Consider the following 22,219-nt stretch of genomic DNA (forward strand, 5'->3'; position numbering starts at 1 on the left):
TTCAGGTAGCTATTTAAAATAGCTTGCAATTTGTATCATCCAGGTAAAGTTATATATCGTTTCTGAAAACTTCGTTCAGCTCCATATAACAAACAAATTACACTTGACTTTTTCTTCGTCACGTTACAAAATATACATATAATAGAGTAAACTTTACAAGCATAAAACCGGACCTTTTACACTGTACATATATGTGATTACAATGAGATACAAGCTCCTCTCACTACATATATTTTTTATTTTCTTCCTTGTTGCACCGTGCAGCTATGCAGCTGAGAAGAATACACACCACGCCTACAGGGTGACATCATATAACCTTGGTGCCATTTTAGATTTCCACAAAAAAAGTTCGCTTTTTCAGTCAGGAAACTATAATCCACTCATGATCACCTCCACAACCTCTGATATTCTGAATAATGAACTGACCCCAACTGTTTCCTGGGCTGAACCTATACCCCATACTGCATCCAGCAAAGGTATAGCAGTTTCTGCACAATTTGAAGCAACTGATAGAATCTCACTTCAAGGTGCATTTGGTATCACCCGGAACCTATGGACGCCAGATAATGTAGAATATGAGAATGAGTCCAGCTGGGAGGCCAATCTTGGGTTCATCTACAAATTAGTAAACAATCTCTCATACGAAATTCATTTCGGCTATATGGATACAGGAAATTTATTTACCGATCAATCGTCCTATAGTGATGTTGAAAATATCATCATGGTCAGCAACAGGCTGAGCATGAGTTTCTAATGTAGTTACCTTCCTTTTATACCTCATCGCCTGCTCTTAATATCCACACCTGCTTGACTTCTTTGGCTACTTAGAATAAGAAAAAGTTTCTCTATAATATAATGCGCGCACGCTTATCCGTTTACCATTATTTATTAATGGGTTTCAGTTATTCCAGACTTTGCACATTCGTTATCCTATGCAATTGATCTGAAATGGCTATGCTCTGTTACTGGGAATAGTATTCTTGTATCCGCAACCATAAAACCTGCGTCTTTAGGCCATGATGAAACGAGAAAACAGCACATATAATATCCTGATGTATTCCCACGACACATACGGACTTGGTCATATCCGCAGGACCATGGCCATTGCTAACCATCTGAGGGATGAGAATACCAATGTTCTCATTCTTACTGGTTCTCCCCTTGCTGGACGTTTCAAGTTTCCCCAGCAGGTTGATTTTGTAAGAATCCCGGGGATGATAAAGCACACCAATGATGAGTACAAATCACTCTCAATTAAAATTGAAGAAAAGCAGGCCCTTTCGATTCGAACCAATATCATCCTGGCTACTGCCCAAACCTTTAAACCAAATTTGTTTATTGTAGACAAAGAACCCTTAGGTCTGAAAAAAGAAGTTTTACCAACCCTCCAGTGGTTTAAGACGGACAGCCCCACAACCAAAACCGTACTTGGGCTCCGGGATATTCTGGACCACTCATCGGTTATCCAGAAAGACTGGCAGGAAAAGAATGTCTATTCCTACCTTGATGAACTCTACAGTGAAATTTGGGTCTATGGGAATCGGGAAATTTATGATCCCGTTAAGATGTACAAAATTCCTGCACCCATCCATGATCGCGTTAAATTTACGGGCTATATTCCTCGTAAAAGTATCAGTCATAGTAAAAGAAGGACCGTTCGCAAACAATACAGGATCATGGATGAGGACAAATTTGTCCTCGTCACAACAGGAGGTGGTGGGGACGGCTTTGAAGTCATTGATCATTTTCTTGACATGCATGACTACTATCCAACCTCACTCCCATTTAAATCCATCATCATTACCGGGCCATTTATGCCCAAGAAGGTCCGTGAAGGTTTGAAGAAGAGGGCGAAAAAATTTGGTATTAAGACCCTCCCCTTTCACCCCCGTATGGAAGAGTTGATGGACGCCGCCGACCTTGTCATATCCATGGGTGGCTACAACACAATCTGCGAAATACTCTCCCAGAAAACTCCTGCTCTTATTATCCCAAGAGAACATCCTAGAAGGGAGCAGCTTATCCGCGCAGAACAATTAAAAGAGCAGGGTTTACTTGATTACATTCCGTGGTCCGAGGTAACCCCCCAAGGCCTGCGAGAAAAGGTCTTTGATCTTATCAAACAGCACAGTCGTTATGTCGACAAGATAAATTCTTTTAAACTATCCGGCCTTGATACAATGCTGGCAAGACTCACTCACTTTAAGGATGTTGATAATTCGACCGTCTCCTCTAATGTTGACAAAACTCCTGTGCACAGCCTTTAAGTTATCTGATGTTTATGACAGGTGCTCTTGAGTAACGCACTAAAATTTAAACCACAACGAATTCTCCATGAATCAACCCGCCCCTGCAAACAACAAAGCCCTTGCATATATACTTAAAGGCTATCCACGTATCTCTGAGACCTTTATCTCCAACGAGATCCTCCTTCTTGAAAAATTGGGTTTTTCCATGCACCTCTTTCCCATGAGGCAACCAAGAGAGTCCTTTACCCATGCCTCAGTTAAAGAGATTAAAGCGGAAGTGAGTTATCTGCCAACCGAGCTGGGAGACAACTTCAAAGAACTCCTCGCGCCAGCAATTTTACTCGCAGCTCAGGATCCTAAGAAGTTTCTCAAAACCTTAAAGCTGGCGTCTGCCGGCAAGCCCACAAATAAACTTGCCACACTCAAGCATCTTTTACAGGCAAGTTTTATGGGATACTACCACCTCACAGGTGACACCAGCATTGGTCATCTCCATGGCCATTTTGCCCACTCCCCAACTTCTGTCACAAGATTTGCAGCCTCCCTTTCAGGGCTACCCTATAGCTTTACAGCCCATGCTAAAGATATATACACCTCTAAAAGAGAAAAATTACGCCAGAGAATTACGGAGGCTGAGTTTGTAGTAACCTGTACAAAACACAATAAGGAATATCTCGAAGAACTTCGTGGTGATGGAACAACTCCTGTCCACTGTATCTACCACGGTATTGACCTCGCTCTTTTTAAAAATGATTTGGGAGATAATCAGAATAAAACTCCCCATAATATCTTTACTGTGGCACGGCTTACGACGAAAAAAGGTCTACCTACAATCTATAAGGCCCTCGCTCTGCTTAAACAAAAAGGTATTAATTTCAGTCATACCCTCATTGGGGATGGTGATGATCGCGAAGAAATTGTACAACTCATAGAAACACTTGACCTTGGTGCTTGCTGCCAATGGCTAGGTACCAAAACCCATGAAGAGGTGTTAAAAAACTTTAGAAACAGCGACCTTTTTGTCCTGGGCTGTGAAATTGCTCCCAATGGCGATAGAGACGGCATCCCTAATGTTCTGGTTGAAAGCCTTGCCATGGGAATACCTGCCCTTTCCACCCATATTTCAGCAATTCCTGAGATATTAATTAATGAAAAGACAGGACTCACAGTCCCTCCTAAAGATCCTGAAATAATGGCTCAGGCAATAGAGAGAATGCTCACAGATTTTCAACTCAGAGACCGCCTTATCAAAGGCGGAAAAGAACATGTCGCGGCGCATTTCAACAACAAACAACTCATTGGCGACTTGGCTAAAATTTTCAAAGAGCAGGCCCCGACACTTGCCTCGTTATAATGGACCAACAACTCCAATCAAGCGTTAAACGCTCCCTATTTGGCCTCCTTCGACATGGGGAAACTGAATGGAACACCCAAAAGAAAATTCAGGGCTTGAAAAACTCTCCTCTCACACCTTGGGGGATTAGTCAGACAAGAGCCTGGCTTCCCACCCTTCAGAAGTGGGATTGGGATCAGATTTACGCCAGCGACCTCGGTAGAGTAAAACAGACGGTTGCACTACTTAATGAAGGATTACATATCCCCTTCCATTTTGATGTGAGACTACGGGAACAGAATTGGGGGGACTGGGAAGGTCGTACCATTGCATCAATACGCGCTGAACAGGCAGAACAACTCAAAACAAGAGTTGCACGAGGATGGGATTTTTCTGCGCCTGGCGGAGAGACAAGAGCAAGCGTACGGGACCGGGTTTTTACCGTCCTTAAAGAGATTGCGGATAATAGTCCAGGTAAAAAAACTCTTATTGTCTGTCACCAGGGTATCATAAAGGCAATCCTCTACCACTTAAGTAACCGGGCCTTTCTTCCTGAGGAAGATTCTATTGTCAAGGCAAATAACCTTCACCTCATTACCCACAACGACAATATCTTCACCATTGACACTCTCAATATTGAAAGGGGCGCACGACCATGAGAGTATCCTACTATTGCCAGCATGTACTTGGAATCGGGCATCTTAGGAGAAGCCTTGAAATATGTAAAACACTCGCAGAAAATCATGAGACGACCTTAATCCTGGGTGGCCCTCCTGTATCAGTAGACACCTCAGGTCTGACATTGCTTCAGTTGCCGGGATTGCAGATGGATTCTGAATTCAACAATCTGACTCCCTGCGACAATAACCAGAGCCTAGGGTCCACCAAAGAGTGTCGACAAAAACTTTTATACAGCCACTTTGAAACTACAGCTCCTGAGTGTTTTATAACGGAGCTCTACCCATTTGGCAGAAAGGCATTTCGTTTTGAACTCGACCCTGTACTCATGGCTATTAGTAAAGGTACACTTCCTACCTGCCAATGCCTTTGCAGTGTCAGGGATATACTTGTGGAAAAACAAGAGGGTAAAGAAAAGTTCGAATCAAGAGTCGTAAAAACACTAAATGACTATTATGACGCCGTCCTTGTCCATGCAGACGCCGCAGTTGTGACTCTAGACGAGACATTCACCCTAGTGAAAGAGATTACTATTCCGGTTCAATACACTGGCTTTGTCAGTGAAAAAGTGTCAACCAAATCAGTCGGAACAATACGTAAAAAACTCGGCCTTGATAAGAAACAAAAGCTCATAATAGCAAGTTCTGGTGGTGGAGGCGTGGGAGCCGAGTTACTCCATGCTGTACTGCCTGCCTTTAGAAAGCTCCTTGAACACGAACCGGAGTCCCATCTCCAAATCTTCACTGGTCCCTACTGCACAAAAGATGACTTTGAACTCCTCAAGAACCAGAGCCAGAAGAATATCACAGTAGATCGCTTCACCAGCAACTTCCCTGACTGGCTTGTCGAAGCTGATCTTTCTATCTCCATGGCTGGCTACAATACCTGCATGAATTTATTGCAGACTGAAGTTCCAGCTCTTGTACTCCCTTTTTCCCAAAACAGAGAACAGTCTCTTAGGGTTGAAAAGTTACGTGAAAAATCAGCTATCAGAACCCTTTCAGAGAACGACTTGTCTTCTGACCGTCTATCCAAACTAATGGCCGAGCAGCTTAAACGCCCTCCGATACATAACACTATTAATCTTAGTGGTGCAGCAAACAGTCGCACAATCATCGACAACATTCTTGGGCAATAAAAAATATGAGCAAACCATCATCACAACTATACCGAGTAGGGCTAATGGATGTAGAGTCGCGCATTCAGAAAGCTATTGAAGAGGGTGTACATCAAATTGATGGAAAGGCCACTGTTTTTTTCCGTGCAGATGATATTGGAATTGCTTCGCTAAATTTCACTCAACTCATAGACTGTTTTACTCAGCACAAGCTTCCTCTCTGCCTGGCGACTGTTCCGACATGGCTGACTCCCAGTCGTCTCGCCGAACTGCAATCGCTCACCGGGATTTCAGAGCACCAATGGTACTGGCACCAGCATGGCTATGTTCACCGAAATTTTGAGAACACAGGTAAGAATCAGGAATTTGGCCCAGCAAGAAATTATGAAGATGTGCTGACAAGCCTCACAAATGGCAAACAACGCCTCGACTCACTCCTGGGACCACTCAACAAACCTGTCTTCACTCCTCCCTGGAACAGGTGCAGTGCGGAGACTCTCCAGGCACTTAAATTCTTGGGATTTAAAGCTATTTCAAGATCCCGGGGGGCAAAGCCATCAACGCTGCCTCCCTTCCCCGATTTACAGGTAAATGTTGATCTTCACACAAGAAAAGAACCTTTGGCAGAAGAAAGCTTTCAGAACCTGCTGGAAGAATTGAAGAGAAGCCTTAGCTCAGGCAATTGCGGCATCATGCTCCACCACCAAAGGATGAACAAACGTGCGACGGAGTTTCTGGATATTCTTATGAAATGTTTAAAGAAACAACAGAACATTTCCTTCGTCCATTTTGGAGATCTCATTATTTGACCCTTGCCAGTGACTCATTTTCCACAAAGATTGGTGATAAAAATGACATCTATACAATTCATTCCTATTGTCACATAAGTTCAGGACAAATTCACCAGTTCAGCAACTCACCATTTAGATGAACGTTCCACAGGCACCTATCATTTGGAAATACTATGAATGAATCATATAAAAAATTGATCGCCCATTTCGAAAAACTTGGGCACCTTGAGCATGCTCTCACCTTTCTTCAATGGGATCATATGGTCATGATGCCCCCTGGAGGTAACACAGCCAGGTCCGCAGCAATTGCCGAGCTCACCAGCATCCATCACCAAGAACTCACCTCCGCTGAAACAGGGGAACTGCTCAGTACTGCAAAAGCAGAAACTCCAATTGAGCAGCAATCTATAAAAGAGATGCAACGAGAATACAGCCAGGCAGTCTGTCTGCCTGCAGATCTCGTTAAAGCACAGTCCCTTGCGGGGTCTCAATGCGAACATGACTGGCGTTGTCAGCGTCAGGCCAATGACTGGAAAGGATTTGTAGGAAATTTCAAAGAAGTCGTTGCCCTGTCTCGAGTTGAAGCCCGTGCACGTTTTGAAGCTGCAGTTATCCCGCTTGAGACACCATACGATGCAATGCTTGATCTCTACTGCACCGGCGACAGTACTGACTTTATCACCAAAATATTTAATCGATTAAAAACAGAACTTCCCCCACTGTTACAACGCGTCATGGAGCAACAACAGCTGGAAGTCAAACCCGTTTTCACTCCGCCATATGATATAGACGCACAAAAACGACTCAGCCAACAACTCATGCAATCCCTTGGTTTTAATTTTGAGCGAGGTCGCATGGATGTCAGCGCCCACCCTTTTAGCACAGGATGCCGTGGGGACCAGCGAATTACGACACGGTTTCGTGAAAACGATTTCCTTGATGCTTTAACAGCAACAGCCCATGAGACCGGACATGCAAGCTACGAAAATGGTCTGCCGGAGCAGTGGGATTCCCTACCAATCGGAAGAGCTCGAAATCTATCCCTCCACGAAAGTCAGAGCCTGCTTTTTGAAAAACAAATTTTCCTCTCAGCGCCCTTTATAAATCATTTTGCGTCAGCTATTCATAAGCAGCTTCCTTCAACAAAGCACCTGTCCGGGCAAGAATTACGGCGTGCAGCAATTTCAGTCCAGCCTAGTTTTATCCGGGTAGAAGCGGATGAAGTAACCTATCCTCTGCACGTTATTCTTCGTTTTGAAATCGAGAAAGAGCTCATCAATGGACAGATTGAAGTGAAGGACATACCTGAACTCTGGAATGAAAAAATGAAGGAATATTTAGGTCTTTCAACATCCAATAACTACAAAGACGGTTGCATGCAGGACATGCACTGGACAGATGGCTCCTTTGGCTATTTCCCATCCTATACAATGGGAGCGCTAAACAGCGCCCAGTTTTTCTCGGCTATCAAAAAAACATATCCTGAATGGGCTGAACAGGTCAGTACAGGCGATATTTCGTTTATAATAGAATGGTTACAGGACAATGTATGGTCCCAGGCTTCAAGTCTAGAGGGGCAGGAAATCATCGAAGCAGCAACTGGTGAAAAAACAAATCCTGATTACTTCCTCACCCATCTGGATGAGCGTTATCTTAAGAATTTGTATTAATACTGTAGAAATTCATTTGACACTTCTAGTATCTGCCGATTTGTATGAATAGATTTCGTGAAGGTACTTATCCCGGCTTATTTTCCATCTTCCGGGGTTAGTAGACCATCACCTCAAACTCTAATTTACTGTTCACAATTTTATTGATAAATATTGGTCTCTCGACCTTGCCTTCAGCACTGATAGAAATTTTACTGTTTACACCTAGAAAATTATTTGTCTTATGGATATTGCCGTTAATACACTCCGTATCACTACTATTCCCGCAACGCTCCATAGCCCCTAAAAGAATAGACATACCTTCAGCACCAAGTGCTGCGTATGTCGTTTTAGGGGCATCAAAAGAACTATCGAATATCTTCACCAGCTTTTCACCATATCCTTTCGTCAACACCAAACTGGAATAAAAATCAGTCGCCATCATCCCATCCACAAGGCTGAGGTCGTGATCAAAGTCTAGAATAACCCGGCTTAGAACACCATCACTTAACATAACCTCTGGATTGTAGTTCAATTTACGGCAAATCCTCTTGATCTCAACAACACTGGAGCCATGGAGCGGCAAATACAAAAAACCTTCCCCACTCTCTTGTAACCGTAACAGGATTTTTTCAAGCTCATTATTATCCGACGGATATTCTATACGCTTCGCGTGACCTCCCGCCTCAATAAATTTATTGACAAATATTTCAGCAAGAAAGAAAGAATGCACTCCCTCAGGTTCTACAAAAACAGTCGCTTTATCAATAATCATTTCGTCTAAAACATATAGTGCGGCCACCGTACCCTGAAGTTCATCATCAATTGGTAACTGTGTAGTATAATCGCCCCTGGAAACGTCCGGGTGTGTTGCAAGAAGCGCAATGGCCGGAATTTTTTGCTTGTCTATGTAATCTGTTACTGATAATAAGGCCTTACTTGTTGAGCCCAACAAAATTGCAGAGACACCTTCTTCTCGTATGAGTTTTTCCACTGCAGAAGTTGTAAGAGCCGGGTCATTCTTATCATCTGCGACAACTATTTCAGGACGATCACCATTAAGCAGAAACGGCTGAAGCAATAATGCTGTTTTTACTCCAACGAGACTATTTTCCCCGAGACCGCTGCTCTCACCAGTCAGGGGGCCAACAAAGCCAATTTTAACGACCTTACCACTAGTGCCACTCGCCTCATACGTTTCCTGCGTCTCTTGACACGCAGAAAGAAACAAACAGACCAACAGTATTACCAATAAACATCTCACCTGTTGTATACGTAAATTTTTCATAATATATAGGAAACCTGGGCTCTAATCACAATATCATCTCCAAAATTTCTCTTAATTTTTCGCCTGAACTCATTAAGGTCACTTCTATTCAACTGCTCCCTGGCATGAATCTGTATATCTAATATTTTACTGTTCTGAATTTTATTCATCTTAGTCTTGTGCACGATTAAATACTTACCATTGACAAGAAACCTATCCTTTTCCCAGCTCGACTCAAAAGATGAACGTTCCACAATTCCCTCAAAAGAGACAAACAAAGGAACACAAATAGCCAGAAGAAAGAAGATAACTATACTAATTCCCCTTTTGTTGTGTACAGCAGAAGAATAACCAAGCAAACGAAAGGTGAGTGCCGCCGCCACCACAATACCTATAAGATTTGTAGAAAACAGCAGAAATGCTTCAGAAAAGATATAGAAATCAAAACGACCTAAACCAACGCCAGCCACAGCCAGAGGCGGCACCAAGGCAACAGCAATAGCCACACCAGCCAGACTCTGGAGGATTTCCTTAAATGACTTAGTGTAAGCCCCTGCAACCCCTGCTGCAATAGCCACTGTCAAATCAAGTACGGTGGGATTTATCCTCGCCCCCATCTCACCGGTAAAAGGCTGATACGGTGAGATCAGAGTTAACATTGCAGATGCAGTTAAGGCCAAAAACACCCCGAAGATAATTTTATATACAGATTTCTTGAATAATTTCTGGTCATGGCGAAGCAATCCCATGGCAAGGGATATTATCGGGGCCATAAGTGGGGCCAGCAACATAGCACCAATAATAACCGAGGCGCTATTTAAATAGAGCCCAACAGTTGCAAGCACAGTACTGAGTAGCATCAGTACGACATATTGCGAATTGAGTGATGCATCTTCCCTAAGAGCAATAAACAGATCTTTAAAACGCTCCTCAGAGGCGTAGGTAAAAAAAGGTACCTTGCGGTTGCGTGCCTTTGACAGCTCCTTACCGGCAGGAAGAGAACTGGTGACAAACTTTTCAGTCCTGTCTCCACCGGCACTGGACCGTTCCTCTCCATCCTCTGGCTTAAAATTGAGCTTCAGTGCAGCGGGTTTTACTTCAATGTGAACTGGCAGAGTGGTCAGATCCTCACCATCGATATTAAAATTGAGAGGAGAATCCGAATCAATGGTCAGCTGCGGGCTCTTAATGAATCCTATGGAGGCCGGAACCCGATTTGAGTCCCCGGAAAAAAGGATACGAGTCCACATAAGTTTGAGATAATCCAGCACTGATATTGGAGCCACAATTACAGTGGAAATCAACCCATCCATTCGTGAGGTATTATGCCCTATCATTGCAGAGGCATAACTCTTTTCGGAGTGCTCAAGAATCATACAACCACTTGCCGCTGTCTTTACTGTTGTGACACTCTTTCCCTCGCTTGTAATCTCAAACGGCAACAGTTTCAGAGCATTTACCTTTTTTAGACCATCAATAAGAATTGACCATTTACTGGTATTACTGAGATTATCAATGAGAGGAATCCTACCCACTGTTCCCTTAAAGAGTAATAGTCGGTCATTACAGTAGACAATATCCAACTCGATTGACTCATCACACAAACTAAGACTCACCATTTCACCGACATCTTTTGGTAACAGGTAACTTTTCCGGAGCGTCTGCTGCTCGGGTAGGGGTAAAAGTCCCATAGTGAGATTATGATCTATTGTAAACTGCATCACCTGTTTTATGGCGGAAAGATCGGCTGCAACCACAACATGAGAACCCGGCTCAATTAACCTTTCTCCCAGCTCTATAAAATCCTCAATAGAAACTGATGTGACCTGGACATCATGGAGGTTATTTACAACAGCTTCCCTGTACTGTGCGCCCTCTTCGTTATGAACAAAAAAGGCCGATTTAACATATCCACTCATATTTTGTCTCTTTGCCTGATTCCTTTTTCCGATCAATGCATCTTGATAGTGTATCTATCCGGGTGAAACGATGTCCCTTGCATAAAACAAATTAATCTGGTCAAACTCCATCTATAATTTGCACATTTTTAAGTTCCTGTTGTATATTTTATATCTAGAATTACTTAAGATATCATTATTACATTAATTATTGTTACATAAAAGGAGTAACTTTCCATATGGAGCTCACAAAAAACCAATCAGCCTTAATCCTGGATGCTTCAGAAGATGGTGAAATCACCGTGGATATAGCAGCATCAGATCATACAAACCTCGCCGGAGCAATTTGCCAGGCGATTGCGACCAAGCTGATGAATGATGAAGAGTTCCAGGCCGAGATCATGCAAATGGTTGAAGGCGACATCATGAACTAGCCTGCCTTCCACCCGGCCCATCAGCAAACTCACTGATGGGCAACCTCTCCCCAGCCAAACGTACGTGCTCTATCACGTTTAGTCTCAACGAGCTTTCCTTCTGAATTCACTCTAAAAAGTTATCTTCACTGTAACTTGTTCAATTAGTTTTCTCTACATTGACAACACGTTGATAAGCAGCTAGATTTATAAAGTAGAATTCATCTCTTCATTGTTAGTATTATTTTGTTCCCCTACTTAGAAAGGCTATCAGACCCATGAGACGCTTGGTTGCATTACCTTTGTCAAAATCCTTTCAGATGGCCTACCAATCCATCAGAGTACGATTTTTTCGCTCTCTGGTAACGACCATGAGTCTTGTTCTTGCTGTTGCATTTTTCACCTTCATACAAGCTGGTAATGACACAGCATCAGGTCTTCTTGAATCCGGCAACCCTGCCATAGAACGAAGTCTCAGCAAGGCCGGCTACGATATAAACAGTGAAACCGGGACAATAGCAAGTTCGGCTAAACAGAGATGGATAGTATTTCTTTCCCTGCTCACCTGCGTGGTGGGGATCATAAACGCCCAACTGATGTCAGTTACAGAGCGGTTTCGAGAAATTGGTACTCTTAAGTGTCTTGGAGCACTAGACCGCTTTATTGTTAGAATTTTTGTCATTGAAGCAACTCTTCAAGGGCTTGCCGGAGGATTCTTGGGTGCACTTCTTGGAGGATTTGTTGCCTTTCTCTCCACCCTCGTTACGTTTGGATTTTCGGCAATTATGTATATTCCATGGTCAACCATTTCTCTTACAATGTTTTATGCCATGTGCACTGGAACATTTTTAAGTCTTGTGGGAGTTCTTTATCCAGCCATTGTGGCCTCGAGAATGCAGCCGGTTGAAGCCATGCGCGTTGATCAATAGCTTAAGCTTAAGAGAAGGGACTCTGCTATGGGTGAGAGTAATAATATTGTTAGAGTTTCCGGGGTCACAAAAGACTTTGACCTTGGAAAGATTGTGGTAAAGGTCCTTAAGGGAATAGACCTTGAGATAGAAGCTGGAAAGTATATTTCCATCATGGGCCCTTCAGGCTCTGGAAAGTCTACGCTGTTCAATATGATCGGCGGCCTCGACAAACCTACCGGCGGTAAAGTTTTTATCGATGAAGTTGATATCGCCCAGCTCGACGCCTATGAACTTGCCTGGCTTAGATGCAGGAAAATTGGATATATTTTTCAGACCTTTAATCTGATTCCGGTAATGACAGCCCTTGAAAACATTACCATTCCCATGACATTTGCTGGTATCCCTTCAGATGACGCCAATAAACGAGGAATGCAACTCCTTGACCAGGTGGGCCTTGACGGACGACACAGTCATCGCCCCTCAGAATTATCAGGTGGCCAGCAACAAAGGGTCGCTGTTGCCAGGGCTCTTGCCAACAGTCCATCAATTATACTGGCCGATGAGCCCACCGGAAATCTAGATCTAACAACAGGGGAAGATATCATTAAGCTCCTCAAAACAATGAGTCTTGAACGTGGCGTGACCGTCATATCCGCTACCCACGATTATAAGATGCTTAACGTCTCAGACCAGGTAATCTGGATTCGGGACGGACGGATTGACAAAATCCAGGAAAGAGACGAACTGGATATACAAACAGGTGGCCTTGCGAGTACCAGCTAATCACCATTACGAAAATTCTTAGACCCTATTGAATGCGAAACTCTTCTATCCTACATATCCTTATCGTTCTTCTTACCCTCATGGCCTGCAGCCCATTTGCGGCCTATGGAGAGATCGATAAAAATCGTCTGACTGAAAATATTCAGACCTTGAGTAGTTTTGACAGCAGATCAACTGGATCAGCGGGGTATCTTAAAAGTCTTGAATTCATCAAAAACAAGCTAACTGCACTTGATCTGGAACCACAAAGTTATCTCTACAACCTCCCTGTACGTCGCTTTCTTGGAGCCCAGCTGAGGGTAAACAGTAAAGAATACCCTCTCGCGCCACTTATATACAATGCCATCACCCCCGAGGCCACAGACGGAACTCTCATCGCGCCCATCTATTATGTTGGAAAAGGAGAATTGAGTGACCTTGATGGAATAGATCTCAAAGACAGTATTGTACTTCTTGATTTTGACTCAGGCCGTAATTGGCAGAGACTTGCATCAATTGGTGTCAAAGCTGCTATCTTCCTCCAAAACCAAACGGGTAAAAGTAAGATTTTCTTTACAGAGAAATCAGAACTCACCCCCCTTCAGTTTCCATGCTTTTTCATGGGGTTTGAAGAGGCAGAATCCATTTTTGGCGCTCTTACTCCCAAGAACACCCCGGTGGCACAAAGTGTTGAAGTCAGTTCAAAGGCCGTCTGGGAAAACACGCTCGCTGAAAATATATACACAGTCATTGAAGGAAGTGATCCAACATTACGAGAGCAACTGCTTGTAATCGAATCTTTTTTTGACAACGAGGAATTTGTAGCGGGTAATTCTCCAGGGGCTGATGCATCCAGTTCAATTGCAACCTTTTTAGAACTCGCCACAAGCCTTAGTAAAGCCCCACCCAAACGTTCAGTCATGCTCCTTGCAACCAGTGGTCAGGCACAGACTCTTGCAGGTATGCGCGATGTAATGTGGAGTCTTAACGCCAGATCAAAGGATTTACGCGATACAAAGAAATCTCTAAAAAAGGAACGAGCATTACAGCAGGAAAATCTCGATCTTCTCCAATCTCTCTCCTTCCCCCTTAAAGCCGACAGTGAAAGAGACCTCCTGCTCAGTAGGGCCGTCCGCCACAGCATTAACAACGCCGTCGACCAGATATCCCGCAGGCTCATTCAACTGCGCATGAAGGGGGCAAACAGTGAAGATAAGTCCTTAATTTCTGAGACTGCCAGTCAACGTTTTCTCTATAGAAGGCTCAGCTGGGCAGAAAGCTTCCATGACCTGCCACCTGAAGAACTAGACATCTTTAAGCAGATTCTACCTCAGGCCATAGAACGAGGGCTGAGAGTATTACAGGATATCGAGCACCAGCAAAAAAGCCTCACTTCAGCCACCTCATTTAGAAACACTGTGCGGGATTTTGAGGTTGCGGCAATGGTCAGCCTCCACTTGTCCGGACACGGTGACGGTGTAGGTGCCTTTAATAAAGGCTGGCTCTATAACCTTAAACGAACAATAAACAGAACGGGCATCTACAGTCCCATAGCCAAGGTACTTGAAGATGCAGCTGAACATGCGCCCCAATCTACACGGGTAAATTATCAGGACACCCTGCGTCCAAGCCATTTGCGCAGCTGGGACTCCTGGTTCTTTGACCGCCCCAACCTTGGTGGCGAGGTCAGCGCTCTTGCTGGTTACCTCGGCCTCACCCTAGTGACCACAGGAGATGCAAGGCAGCTCTGGGGCACACCAGATGATACCCAGAAAAACATCGACTGGAACTACCTCTATGAACAAGCACAACTGGTGGAACATCTCATACGTGCCCTTGGAACAAGTGACAAACTACACAACGACAAATTACCCCGAGATGGTTTTGTCACCGTTACGGCTAGAACAAACCTTTTGCTCCAGGGTGAGCTTTTTGCCAACTTCCCCGCTAACAACACAACCATACTCGGTTATCAGGGACTGAGTAAGTACTACTCCATGGTGGATGAACTCGGCTATTTCACAGTTAAAGGATTAGCCGATAAAAAGCATGTCTTAGATAAACTCGTCATTGAAGGCTACAAGTTCGACCCAGAAAGTGGCAAGGTCATTTGGGCCATTGATAAAAAAGAGACCGGTAAAAATAACTACCGTCTTAAGCTCCTGCGTAAGTCGATGCACACTGATCTGGTCATGTTCAACTGCAGGGAAACAACACTTTTTGACCTTCTTGAACCGCGCAGTTTTGCCTTCATGACCAAGCTGCATCTCTTTGATGGCAGAAGAGACGCTCCTCCCGAGCATTTCTGGTACAGTAGAATCGATACAAGGGATTCAATAATTTCTTCTATCTATACAGAACCGGGTACAATGTTGAAACTCACACTGTCTGATACGGTGCTGACCAACAAAATGATCCTCACAAACGGCAATGAGGACAAGGCCCTTGGTATTGGTTACCCGGTTGATCAATATCCAGCCATATTTAACACCACCTACCACGCCGCACAGGACGCCTGGAGACTACTTACTCCCAGAATTAACAACCTGGAAAGTCATGGAATATTTGACGAACGCATCAATGAGCTGAAGAATAGAGGCATGAAGGCTCTTGCGGAAAGCCAAAACGGATACGAAAATTTTGTCTACTCCCAGGCTCGCGAAAAAGCAGCAGAGGCGCTGGCTCTTGCAGCCAGGGTATATGTACAGGTTGAGAAAACCCAGAAAGATGTTCTTTTTGGTGTCCTCTTTTACATCGCTCTCTTTGTTCCCTTTGCCTTTGTAATGGAGAGATTTCTCTTTAGCTTCGCCAATATCTATAAGCGGATTATCGGCTTTAGTGTCATCCTCGTCCTGCTGATCACCATTATCTATAACGTTCACCCTGCCTTTGAGCTCGCCTACAGTCCCATGGTCGTCATCCTCGCCTTTTTCATCATTGGCCTATCCTTTATGGTGACGCTTATCATCTTCTTTCGCTTTGAAGATGAAATGGAACTCCTCCAACGAAGAGCAAGTCATAAACGCCCTGAAGAGATCAGTCGCTGGAAGGCCTTTACCGCTGCCTTTTTCCTTGGCGTTTCCAATCTCAGGCGGAGACGTATCAGGACCATATTGACCTGTACAACACTCATTATTTTGACCTTTACCATAATGAGCTTTACCACCATCAAGTCTAATCAGCAGCAGGTTCGGCTTCTTTTCCAAGCTGAAGCTCCTTATCAGGGACTGCTACTCAAAAAGGTTAACAGACAGAGCCTTCCACCCCAGGCAACAGATATCCTTGTCACCTCCATGGCCACCATTAATAAGCCCGCCCCCAGGGTTTGGCAGGAGAGCCATGATCCCTCTAAGCCTGTCACCGTTCCGCTTAGAAATGGGACGTTTCAGATCAATGCCCAGGGACTCATAGGCCTCAGTCCAAATGAGGCCTATGTGACTGGTCTCAACAACCTTTTATCCACGGGAAGATGGTTCACCGATACAGACCGTACTGCCATTATCTTAGAAGAGCAGATGGCAAAAGAACTTGGAGTTACTCCCGGAGCATCAGAAACAGTAGAGTTATGGGGAAGCCCATTTACGGTCATTGGAACCTTTAACGGAGAGCGTTTTGATAGCGCCATTGACCTTGATGGAGAACCTCTCACCCCGGTTATCTTTCCTGAAGAGGCCGGAGCAGAAATGTCTGAGGAAGAACTTGAGGCCATGGAATCGGGCGACGATGTCAGATCCTTTCAAAGCCGTTACCAGCACATTCCAGCAGGCCAGATCGCCATCATCCCCGCAAGAACGATGCTTGCCGCAGGAGGACGTCTTAAAAGCATTGCAGTGCGTCCTGAGGATTCGAGCAACATTAAAAATATTGCCACAGAACTCTCGGATAGATTTAACCTTGCAATCTTCACCGGAGAGAAAAACGGGGTGTGGCTCTACAATATCAGTGACACCATGAACTACAGCGGGGTTCCCAATATCATTATCCCCCTGCTTATCTCAATACTCATTGTTCTCAACACAATGATTAGCTCGGTATACGAACGAAAAGGTGAAATAGCTGTTTATACATCTGTTGGACTTGCCCCCTCCCATGTGGCCTTCTTATTTGTGGCAGAAGCCATGGCCCTTGCGGTAATATCCGTTGTACTCGGTTATCTTGTGGCCCAGGTTTCTGCCGCAATACTGTCGACAACATCTCTCTGGCAAGGCATCACAGTTAACTACTCATCCATGGCCGGCGTTGCAGCAATGATCCTTGTTATCCTTGTGGTCCTGATCTCAGTTATATACCCCTCAAGGGTTGCCGCCAGAATTGCCATCCCTGATGTAAACCGGACGTTCAAACTTCCGGCTCCTGTTAATAACCAGATTACTGTCACCCTCCCGTTTCTCATGAAGTACAGAGAACATGAGTCCATAGGAGGTTTTATCCACTCCTATCTGATCAGTCATCAGGACATCTCCCACGGCCTCTTTTCCACTGGCCCTGTAGATGTTATCTTCAGCTGTTCCACCGTTGATGAAATTGTCGAAATGGTGAACCTTTCAGACAACCCGAATGACCTGAAATGTCTCCACATCCGTGCCAACATATGGCTCGCTCCGTTTGATTTTGGAATAATGCAGACGGCAGATATTCAGTTTTGTCCGGCAACGGAGGGTGAGGATTTTCTTGAGATAAAGATCACTCTACAACGCCAATCCGGGGAGTCAGGTATTTGGCAGAGAATTAACACCTCTTTCTTGCATGAATTCAGGAAACAACTCCTTATATGGAGATCTCTTGATGATGAAGCACACCGAGAATTACAGCAATCATTTAAAAAAATAATGCACACACCCGATGACAACGGCTCACCTCTTCCAACTCAACCACCTGCAGAGGTAGCCTGATGACAACGAGCGAATTCACAAACAACTCAAGGACAATCAGATGGAGAGCACCTATTGTAGGCATGCTCTTTGCCGTGGCAATCTGCCTGCTCACCCCATATAATAACATATACCTGAGAGCGACCCCTCTTGGTGGAGGGCACTTCCCCCTCGCCCCGTTTTTTATATTTCTGCTTCTTGCAGTTCTGGTCACAATCATCTGCAGAATCTTTACATCACCTCTACTCTTAAACGGTCCTGAACTTCTTATCGTATGGATTGAAATGGTTATCGGTTCGGGTATTGCCTACACCGGTTTTGCCAGAACATTTCTCATTAACCTCACAGTTCCTGTACAATTTGCAACTCCTGGAAATCGCTGGGATGAGGTGCTGCACCCGCTTATACCACCATCTTTGACCCCGACAAACCATACTGCCATTGAAATGCTCTATAATGGTTTGCCTGCAGGTCGTGATATGGGCTGGCTTGAGGTGATAACTGCCATTCCATGGGAATCCTGGGTTAAACCCCTTAGCCTCTGGGGCGGGTTTATCCTGGTCTCATATCTGGTTATGCTTTTTCTTATCAACATTCTTTCACGTCAATGGATCCACAACGAAAGAATGAATTTCCCTTTGTTAAAAGTTCCAGAGATGCTCAGTAATGCGGTAAGTGACGGGAAAACCGGGGAGTTTTTCCTTAATCGTTTTTTGCTCACCGGGCTTTCTATTCCTATCTTTATACATCTTGTAAATGGACTGAACCTTTACTACCCATCCGTTCCATCGATTCCGACTCTCTTTCTAGCTGGTCCATATTTCTCGGATACCGGTCTTCTCACAGGATTTAGTAAATTAAAGATTTACCTCTACCCCTCCTTCATCGGCTTTGCCTTTCTCACCTCAAGACAGATATCCTTTTCTTTCTGGGCCTTCTTTCTTGCGGGCTGCCTCTTTTATGGGATACTCGGCCTTCTTGGCTACTCAATTCCTAGCTCAGAACTTGGGGTCACCTTTGGTCCAACGCTTGCGCGGCCTGAAGAGATGCAAATGATTGGTGCCTACGGGGTGTTCTTTCTTTTCCTTGTCTGGCTCGCTCGCCTGCACCTGCTTGATGTTTGTAAACAATCATTTTTCTTGAAATCACCAGCCCCGGATCGTTCTGAATGGTTTGACGTCCGTATTTCTTTCTGGGGAGCAGTCATCGGATTTGGTCTGCTCATCAGCTGGTATGTGCAGCTCGGAATGACCATCCCCACTGCATTTATGGTTGTAGGTGCGTTTTTTATGATCATGCTTGTGGCAACCAGAATAATCTGCCAGGGTGGTCTTGCATACTTTACCTTAACTGCCGCTCCCACCGATGGAATCATTGCTCTTTTTGGAGCAAAAATTCTTGCCGGTGCTAGTGGAGTACTTGCTGGAATCAGCCAGAAGGTTCTCTTTGTTGATCTGCGTGAATCCCTCATGCCTTCACTTTTACATGGTCGACATCTCCACCAGAACCGTCATCCTTCAATCCTTCTTTTTTCAGGTCTTGCGCTCACCATCGTAGCCTCAATGACAGCATCGATTCTCAGTATGATGGCGCTCTGCTACCGTTATGGTATACGAGAACTGCAGCTTGACTGGGCCACCCAGACCACAACCACGGTGTATGAAAACATCTATAAACTTATAGCAACAGAAACGGTAACGGGGAGCTGGGTTTTTATCTTTGCTATCATCGGTGCACTGTTAATGCTTATACTGGTTACCTGTTACCACCGGCTCTACTGGTGGCCCATCCATCCCATCGGTTACCTCACAGCATACAGTTCTGCCATGAGAATTCTCTGGGTGAGCTTTTTTATTGGCTGGGCCTGCAACACCCTTTGCATGCGCTATGGTGGCGTTGGTCTTTTCAGAAAACTCCAATTCTTCTTTATTGGTCTTATCATTGGAGATTTTCTCATGGGTGGTGGCTGGGCCATAGTTGGCCTATTTACCGATGTAAGTTATCAGGTCTTACCTGACTAGAAACGTTTCAATAGTATTGTCTCAATTTCACTGTAATCAAGGTACTTTCAACATCTTATGTACAAAAACGAACGTATGAGAAACTTGGGACAGAAAGTTATAGGCAGTAGTAAAACTATTGCCAGGCGGTATACATATGTATGACGACAAAGAACTAAAAGAATACCGGGATCTTCTACCTCCCCCAAAGAATTTTGAGGAGGGGTTTGACTGGAAGACTATTATCGGAGCCATCTTTATCGGCTTTCTGATGATGCCGGGATCCATGTACCTGCAGCTTGTGATCGGTCAGGGCATTGGCCCTGCTGCACGCTGGGTTACCATCATACTTTTTGCAGAAATCGCCAAACGGGCCCATTCAGATCTTAAACAACAGGAAATATTTTTACTCTACTATATGGCAGGCGCAGCCCTCGCTTCACCCTTTTCGGGCCTGCTATGGAACCAGTATCTTGTGCAATCAGACGCCGCAAGAATGCTTGGAGTAACAGAGTTTATTCCCACCTGGATTGCCCCTGGGCCAGACTCAATGTCCATGGTGGAGCGAACATTTTTTCACAGGGACTGGCTTATCCCGATTTTGCTGCTTGTAGGCTCCCAGATCATACAACGTATCGATCACTTTGGTCTTGGCTATGCGCTTTACCGTATTACGTCTGATGTAGAAAAACTTCCGTTCCCAATGGCCCCTGTTGCAGCCCTTGGTACCATGGCTCTGGCCGAATCCGCTGAGGAGAAAAAAGAGAGTTGGAAATGGAGGGTCTTTGCAATAGGTGGGGTTATTGGCCTTGCCTTTGGCTTTATCTATGTGCTCCTTCCAATCATTTCAGGGCTCATTTTCACAGAACAGATCCGTCTTATCCCCATCCCCTGGATTGAACTGACCAGATATACCGAAAACGTTCTTCCTGCAGTAGCGACAGGTCTTCAACTTGATCTTGGACTTCTATTTATCGGGATGGTCCTCCCATTTTGGGCGGTAATAGGCGGCCTTATTGGTCTTATCATAACCATAATACTCAACCCAATACTCTATTCGGCAGGAATCCTGAACAGGTGGCATCCTGGAATGGCTACTGTGGATACTGTCTTTGCCAATAATTTTGATTTTTATATGAGCTTTGGTATTGGCTTAGGCCTTGCCATCGGTGTCATTGGTATCTGGTCAGTGGTACGATCATTTCGCGAAAAGGATTCCAACAGAGGAACACTCCACGATCTCTTTAACCCACCTCCTGGACGTGGCGATTTCAATTTCTGGATTGCAATTGCCATCTATTTTTTCTCAACCCTTGCCTATGTTGGACTCTGTGTCTGGCTGGTGCCATCCTTTCCATGGGTCTTTTTCCTTGGTTACGGCTTCATTTATACTCCGATTATTTCCTACATTACCGCCCGTATGGAAGGAATTGCCGGCCAGTTTGTGAGTCTGCCTCTGGTAAGAGAAGCAAGTTTTATTGCAGGAGCGAGATTCTTTGGTTATCAGGGCATTGAAATATGGTATGCCCCAATCCCTATTCATAACTACGGGGAAGCAACAGTACAGTTTAGACAGATTGAACTGACCGGCACATCCCTTCGTGGAATTATCAAGGCAGAGCTTCTCGTCTTTCCTATTGTTATGGTCGCAAGCCTGATCTTTTCACAGTTTATCTGGCGCCTTGCCCCCATACCTTCTGCAAATTACCCCTTTGCCCAGGAACTCTGGCACCTTCAAGCCTTAAACACCCTGCTTATGCAGACCTCGACCCTTGAGGGTAATTCAATGTTCTATCAGGCACTCAACGGTACAACTGTCTTTTCAGGACTTGGGTTTGGACTGGTCATGTATATGGTGCTCTCACTCTTTGGCCTTCCCGTACTCCTTATTTATGGTGTCGTACGAGGCCTTGGTCAATCCACTCCCCATGGTCTGGTTCTTGAGGTAGCCGGTGCACTCTTAGGAAGGTATTATTTCTTGAAGAAATTTGGACCGATGTGGCGACAATATGCTCCGGTTCTGCTTGCCGGATTTTCCTGCGGTATGGGGTTGAGCGGCATGTTCGCCATGGGTTTTGCTCTTATTATGAAATCTCTTGGTCATATGGCCTACTAATATTTTGGGCTTACCACAGACAGCATCACATAATCCGAATGTGTCCTTACTTGACACCGCGCTTTACAACCACCATTATTTCTACTAGATAAAAATGAACCTTAGTTAGTACCTTACTCAGGAAAACCTGTCATAAAAAACAGGTAGAGTAGACTCCGAGAAAC

At 44.7% G+C, this 22,219-nt stretch carries 15 protein-coding genes; 13 read left to right on the forward strand and 2 right to left on the reverse strand.

The window, feature by feature from the left end; all coding sequences use genetic code 11:
- Positions 1 to 202 precede the first annotated feature (202 nt).
- The 7 genes from ACX6CI_RS13690 to ACX6CI_RS13720 all read left to right on the forward strand — a co-directional run bounded on the left by ACX6CI_RS13690 (position 203) and on the right by ACX6CI_RS13720 (position 7,838).
- Entirely contained in the window at positions 203 to 754 is a 552-nt protein-coding gene (locus tag ACX6CI_RS13690) for a hypothetical protein (protein WP_458774203.1), read from the forward strand.
- A gap of 262 nt (positions 755 to 1,016) precedes the next feature.
- The gene (locus ACX6CI_RS13695) at positions 1,017 to 2,267 is read left to right on the forward strand and encodes a glycosyltransferase family protein (protein WP_458774204.1); all 1,251 of its coding nucleotides are present in this window, start codon (positions 1,017 to 1,019) and stop codon (positions 2,265 to 2,267) included.
- A 67-nt stretch (positions 2,268 to 2,334) separates the two neighbouring features.
- Positions 2,335 to 3,603: a glycosyltransferase gene (locus ACX6CI_RS13700; protein WP_458774205.1), complete on the forward strand. Its 1,269-nt coding sequence runs from the start codon at positions 2,335 to 2,337 to the stop codon at positions 3,601 to 3,603.
- Positions 3,603 to 4,241 carry a histidine phosphatase family protein gene (locus ACX6CI_RS13705; protein WP_458774206.1) on the forward strand — a complete coding sequence of 213 codons (639 nt, stop codon included), beginning with the start codon at positions 3,603 to 3,605 and terminating at the stop codon, positions 4,239 to 4,241. Before ACX6CI_RS13700 ends, ACX6CI_RS13705 begins: the two co-directional genes overlap by 1 nt.
- Positions 4,238 to 5,398, forward strand: coding sequence for a glycosyltransferase family protein (locus tag ACX6CI_RS13710; RefSeq protein WP_458774207.1), 1,161 nt, complete (start codon positions 4,238 to 4,240; stop codon positions 5,396 to 5,398). The genes ACX6CI_RS13705 and ACX6CI_RS13710 overlap by 4 nt, the downstream gene beginning before the upstream one ends.
- A 44-nt stretch (positions 5,399 to 5,442) precedes the next feature.
- Complete coding sequence (locus tag ACX6CI_RS13715) at positions 5,443 to 6,186, forward strand: polysaccharide deacetylase family protein (RefSeq protein WP_458774208.1); 744 nt, start codon at positions 5,443 to 5,445, stop codon at positions 6,184 to 6,186.
- A gap of 155 nt (positions 6,187 to 6,341) precedes the next feature.
- Positions 6,342 to 7,838, forward strand: a complete 1,497-nt coding sequence (locus tag ACX6CI_RS13720; RefSeq protein ID WP_458774209.1) for a carboxypeptidase M32 — start codon at positions 6,342 to 6,344, stop codon at positions 7,836 to 7,838.
- 97 nt (positions 7,839 to 7,935) lie between these two features.
- On the opposite strand, the gene ACX6CI_RS13725 is transcribed toward ACX6CI_RS13720, so the two are convergent.
- On the reverse strand, positions 7,936 to 9,105 hold the full coding sequence (locus ACX6CI_RS13725; protein WP_458774210.1) for an ABC transporter substrate-binding protein: 1,170 nt from the start codon (positions 9,103 to 9,105) through the stop codon (positions 7,936 to 7,938).
- Positions 9,102 to 11,003: a TIGR00341 family protein gene (locus ACX6CI_RS13730; RefSeq protein WP_458774211.1), complete on the reverse strand. Its 1,902-nt coding sequence runs from the start codon at positions 11,001 to 11,003 to the stop codon at positions 9,102 to 9,104. The genes ACX6CI_RS13725 and ACX6CI_RS13730 overlap by 4 nt, the downstream gene beginning before the upstream one ends.
- A gap of 218 nt (positions 11,004 to 11,221) precedes the next feature.
- On the opposite strand from ACX6CI_RS13730, the gene ACX6CI_RS13735 reads away from it, so the two are divergent.
- From ACX6CI_RS13735 to ACX6CI_RS13760, 6 genes are all read left to right on the forward strand, one after another.
- On the forward strand, positions 11,222 to 11,416 hold the full coding sequence (locus ACX6CI_RS13735) for a twitching motility protein (RefSeq protein WP_458774212.1): 195 nt from the start codon (positions 11,222 to 11,224) through the stop codon (positions 11,414 to 11,416).
- A 281-nt stretch (positions 11,417 to 11,697) separates the two neighbouring features.
- A complete protein-coding gene (locus ACX6CI_RS13740) occupies positions 11,698 to 12,324 on the forward strand; it encodes an ABC transporter permease (protein ID WP_458774213.1) in 627 nt (208 codons plus the stop codon).
- A gap of 27 nt (positions 12,325 to 12,351) precedes the next feature.
- The gene (locus tag ACX6CI_RS13745; protein ID WP_458774214.1) at positions 12,352 to 13,089 is read left to right on the forward strand and encodes an ABC transporter ATP-binding protein; all 738 of its coding nucleotides are present in this window, start codon (positions 12,352 to 12,354) and stop codon (positions 13,087 to 13,089) included.
- Positions 13,090 to 13,121: 32 nt separating this feature from the next.
- A complete protein-coding gene (locus tag ACX6CI_RS13750; RefSeq protein WP_458774215.1) occupies positions 13,122 to 17,960 on the forward strand; it encodes an FtsX-like permease family protein in 4,839 nt (1,612 codons plus the stop codon).
- A complete protein-coding gene (locus ACX6CI_RS13755; RefSeq protein WP_458774216.1) occupies positions 17,960 to 19,960 on the forward strand; it encodes a DUF6785 family protein in 2,001 nt (666 codons plus the stop codon). The genes ACX6CI_RS13750 and ACX6CI_RS13755 overlap by 1 nt, the downstream gene beginning before the upstream one ends.
- Before the next feature lie 136 nt (positions 19,961 to 20,096).
- Positions 20,097 to 22,055: a peptide transporter gene (locus ACX6CI_RS13760; protein ID WP_458774217.1), complete on the forward strand. Its 1,959-nt coding sequence runs from the start codon at positions 20,097 to 20,099 to the stop codon at positions 22,053 to 22,055.
- Positions 22,056 to 22,219: the final 164 nt, after the last annotated feature.

It is taken from the genome of Desulforhopalus glucosivorans, from assembly GCF_054397165.1.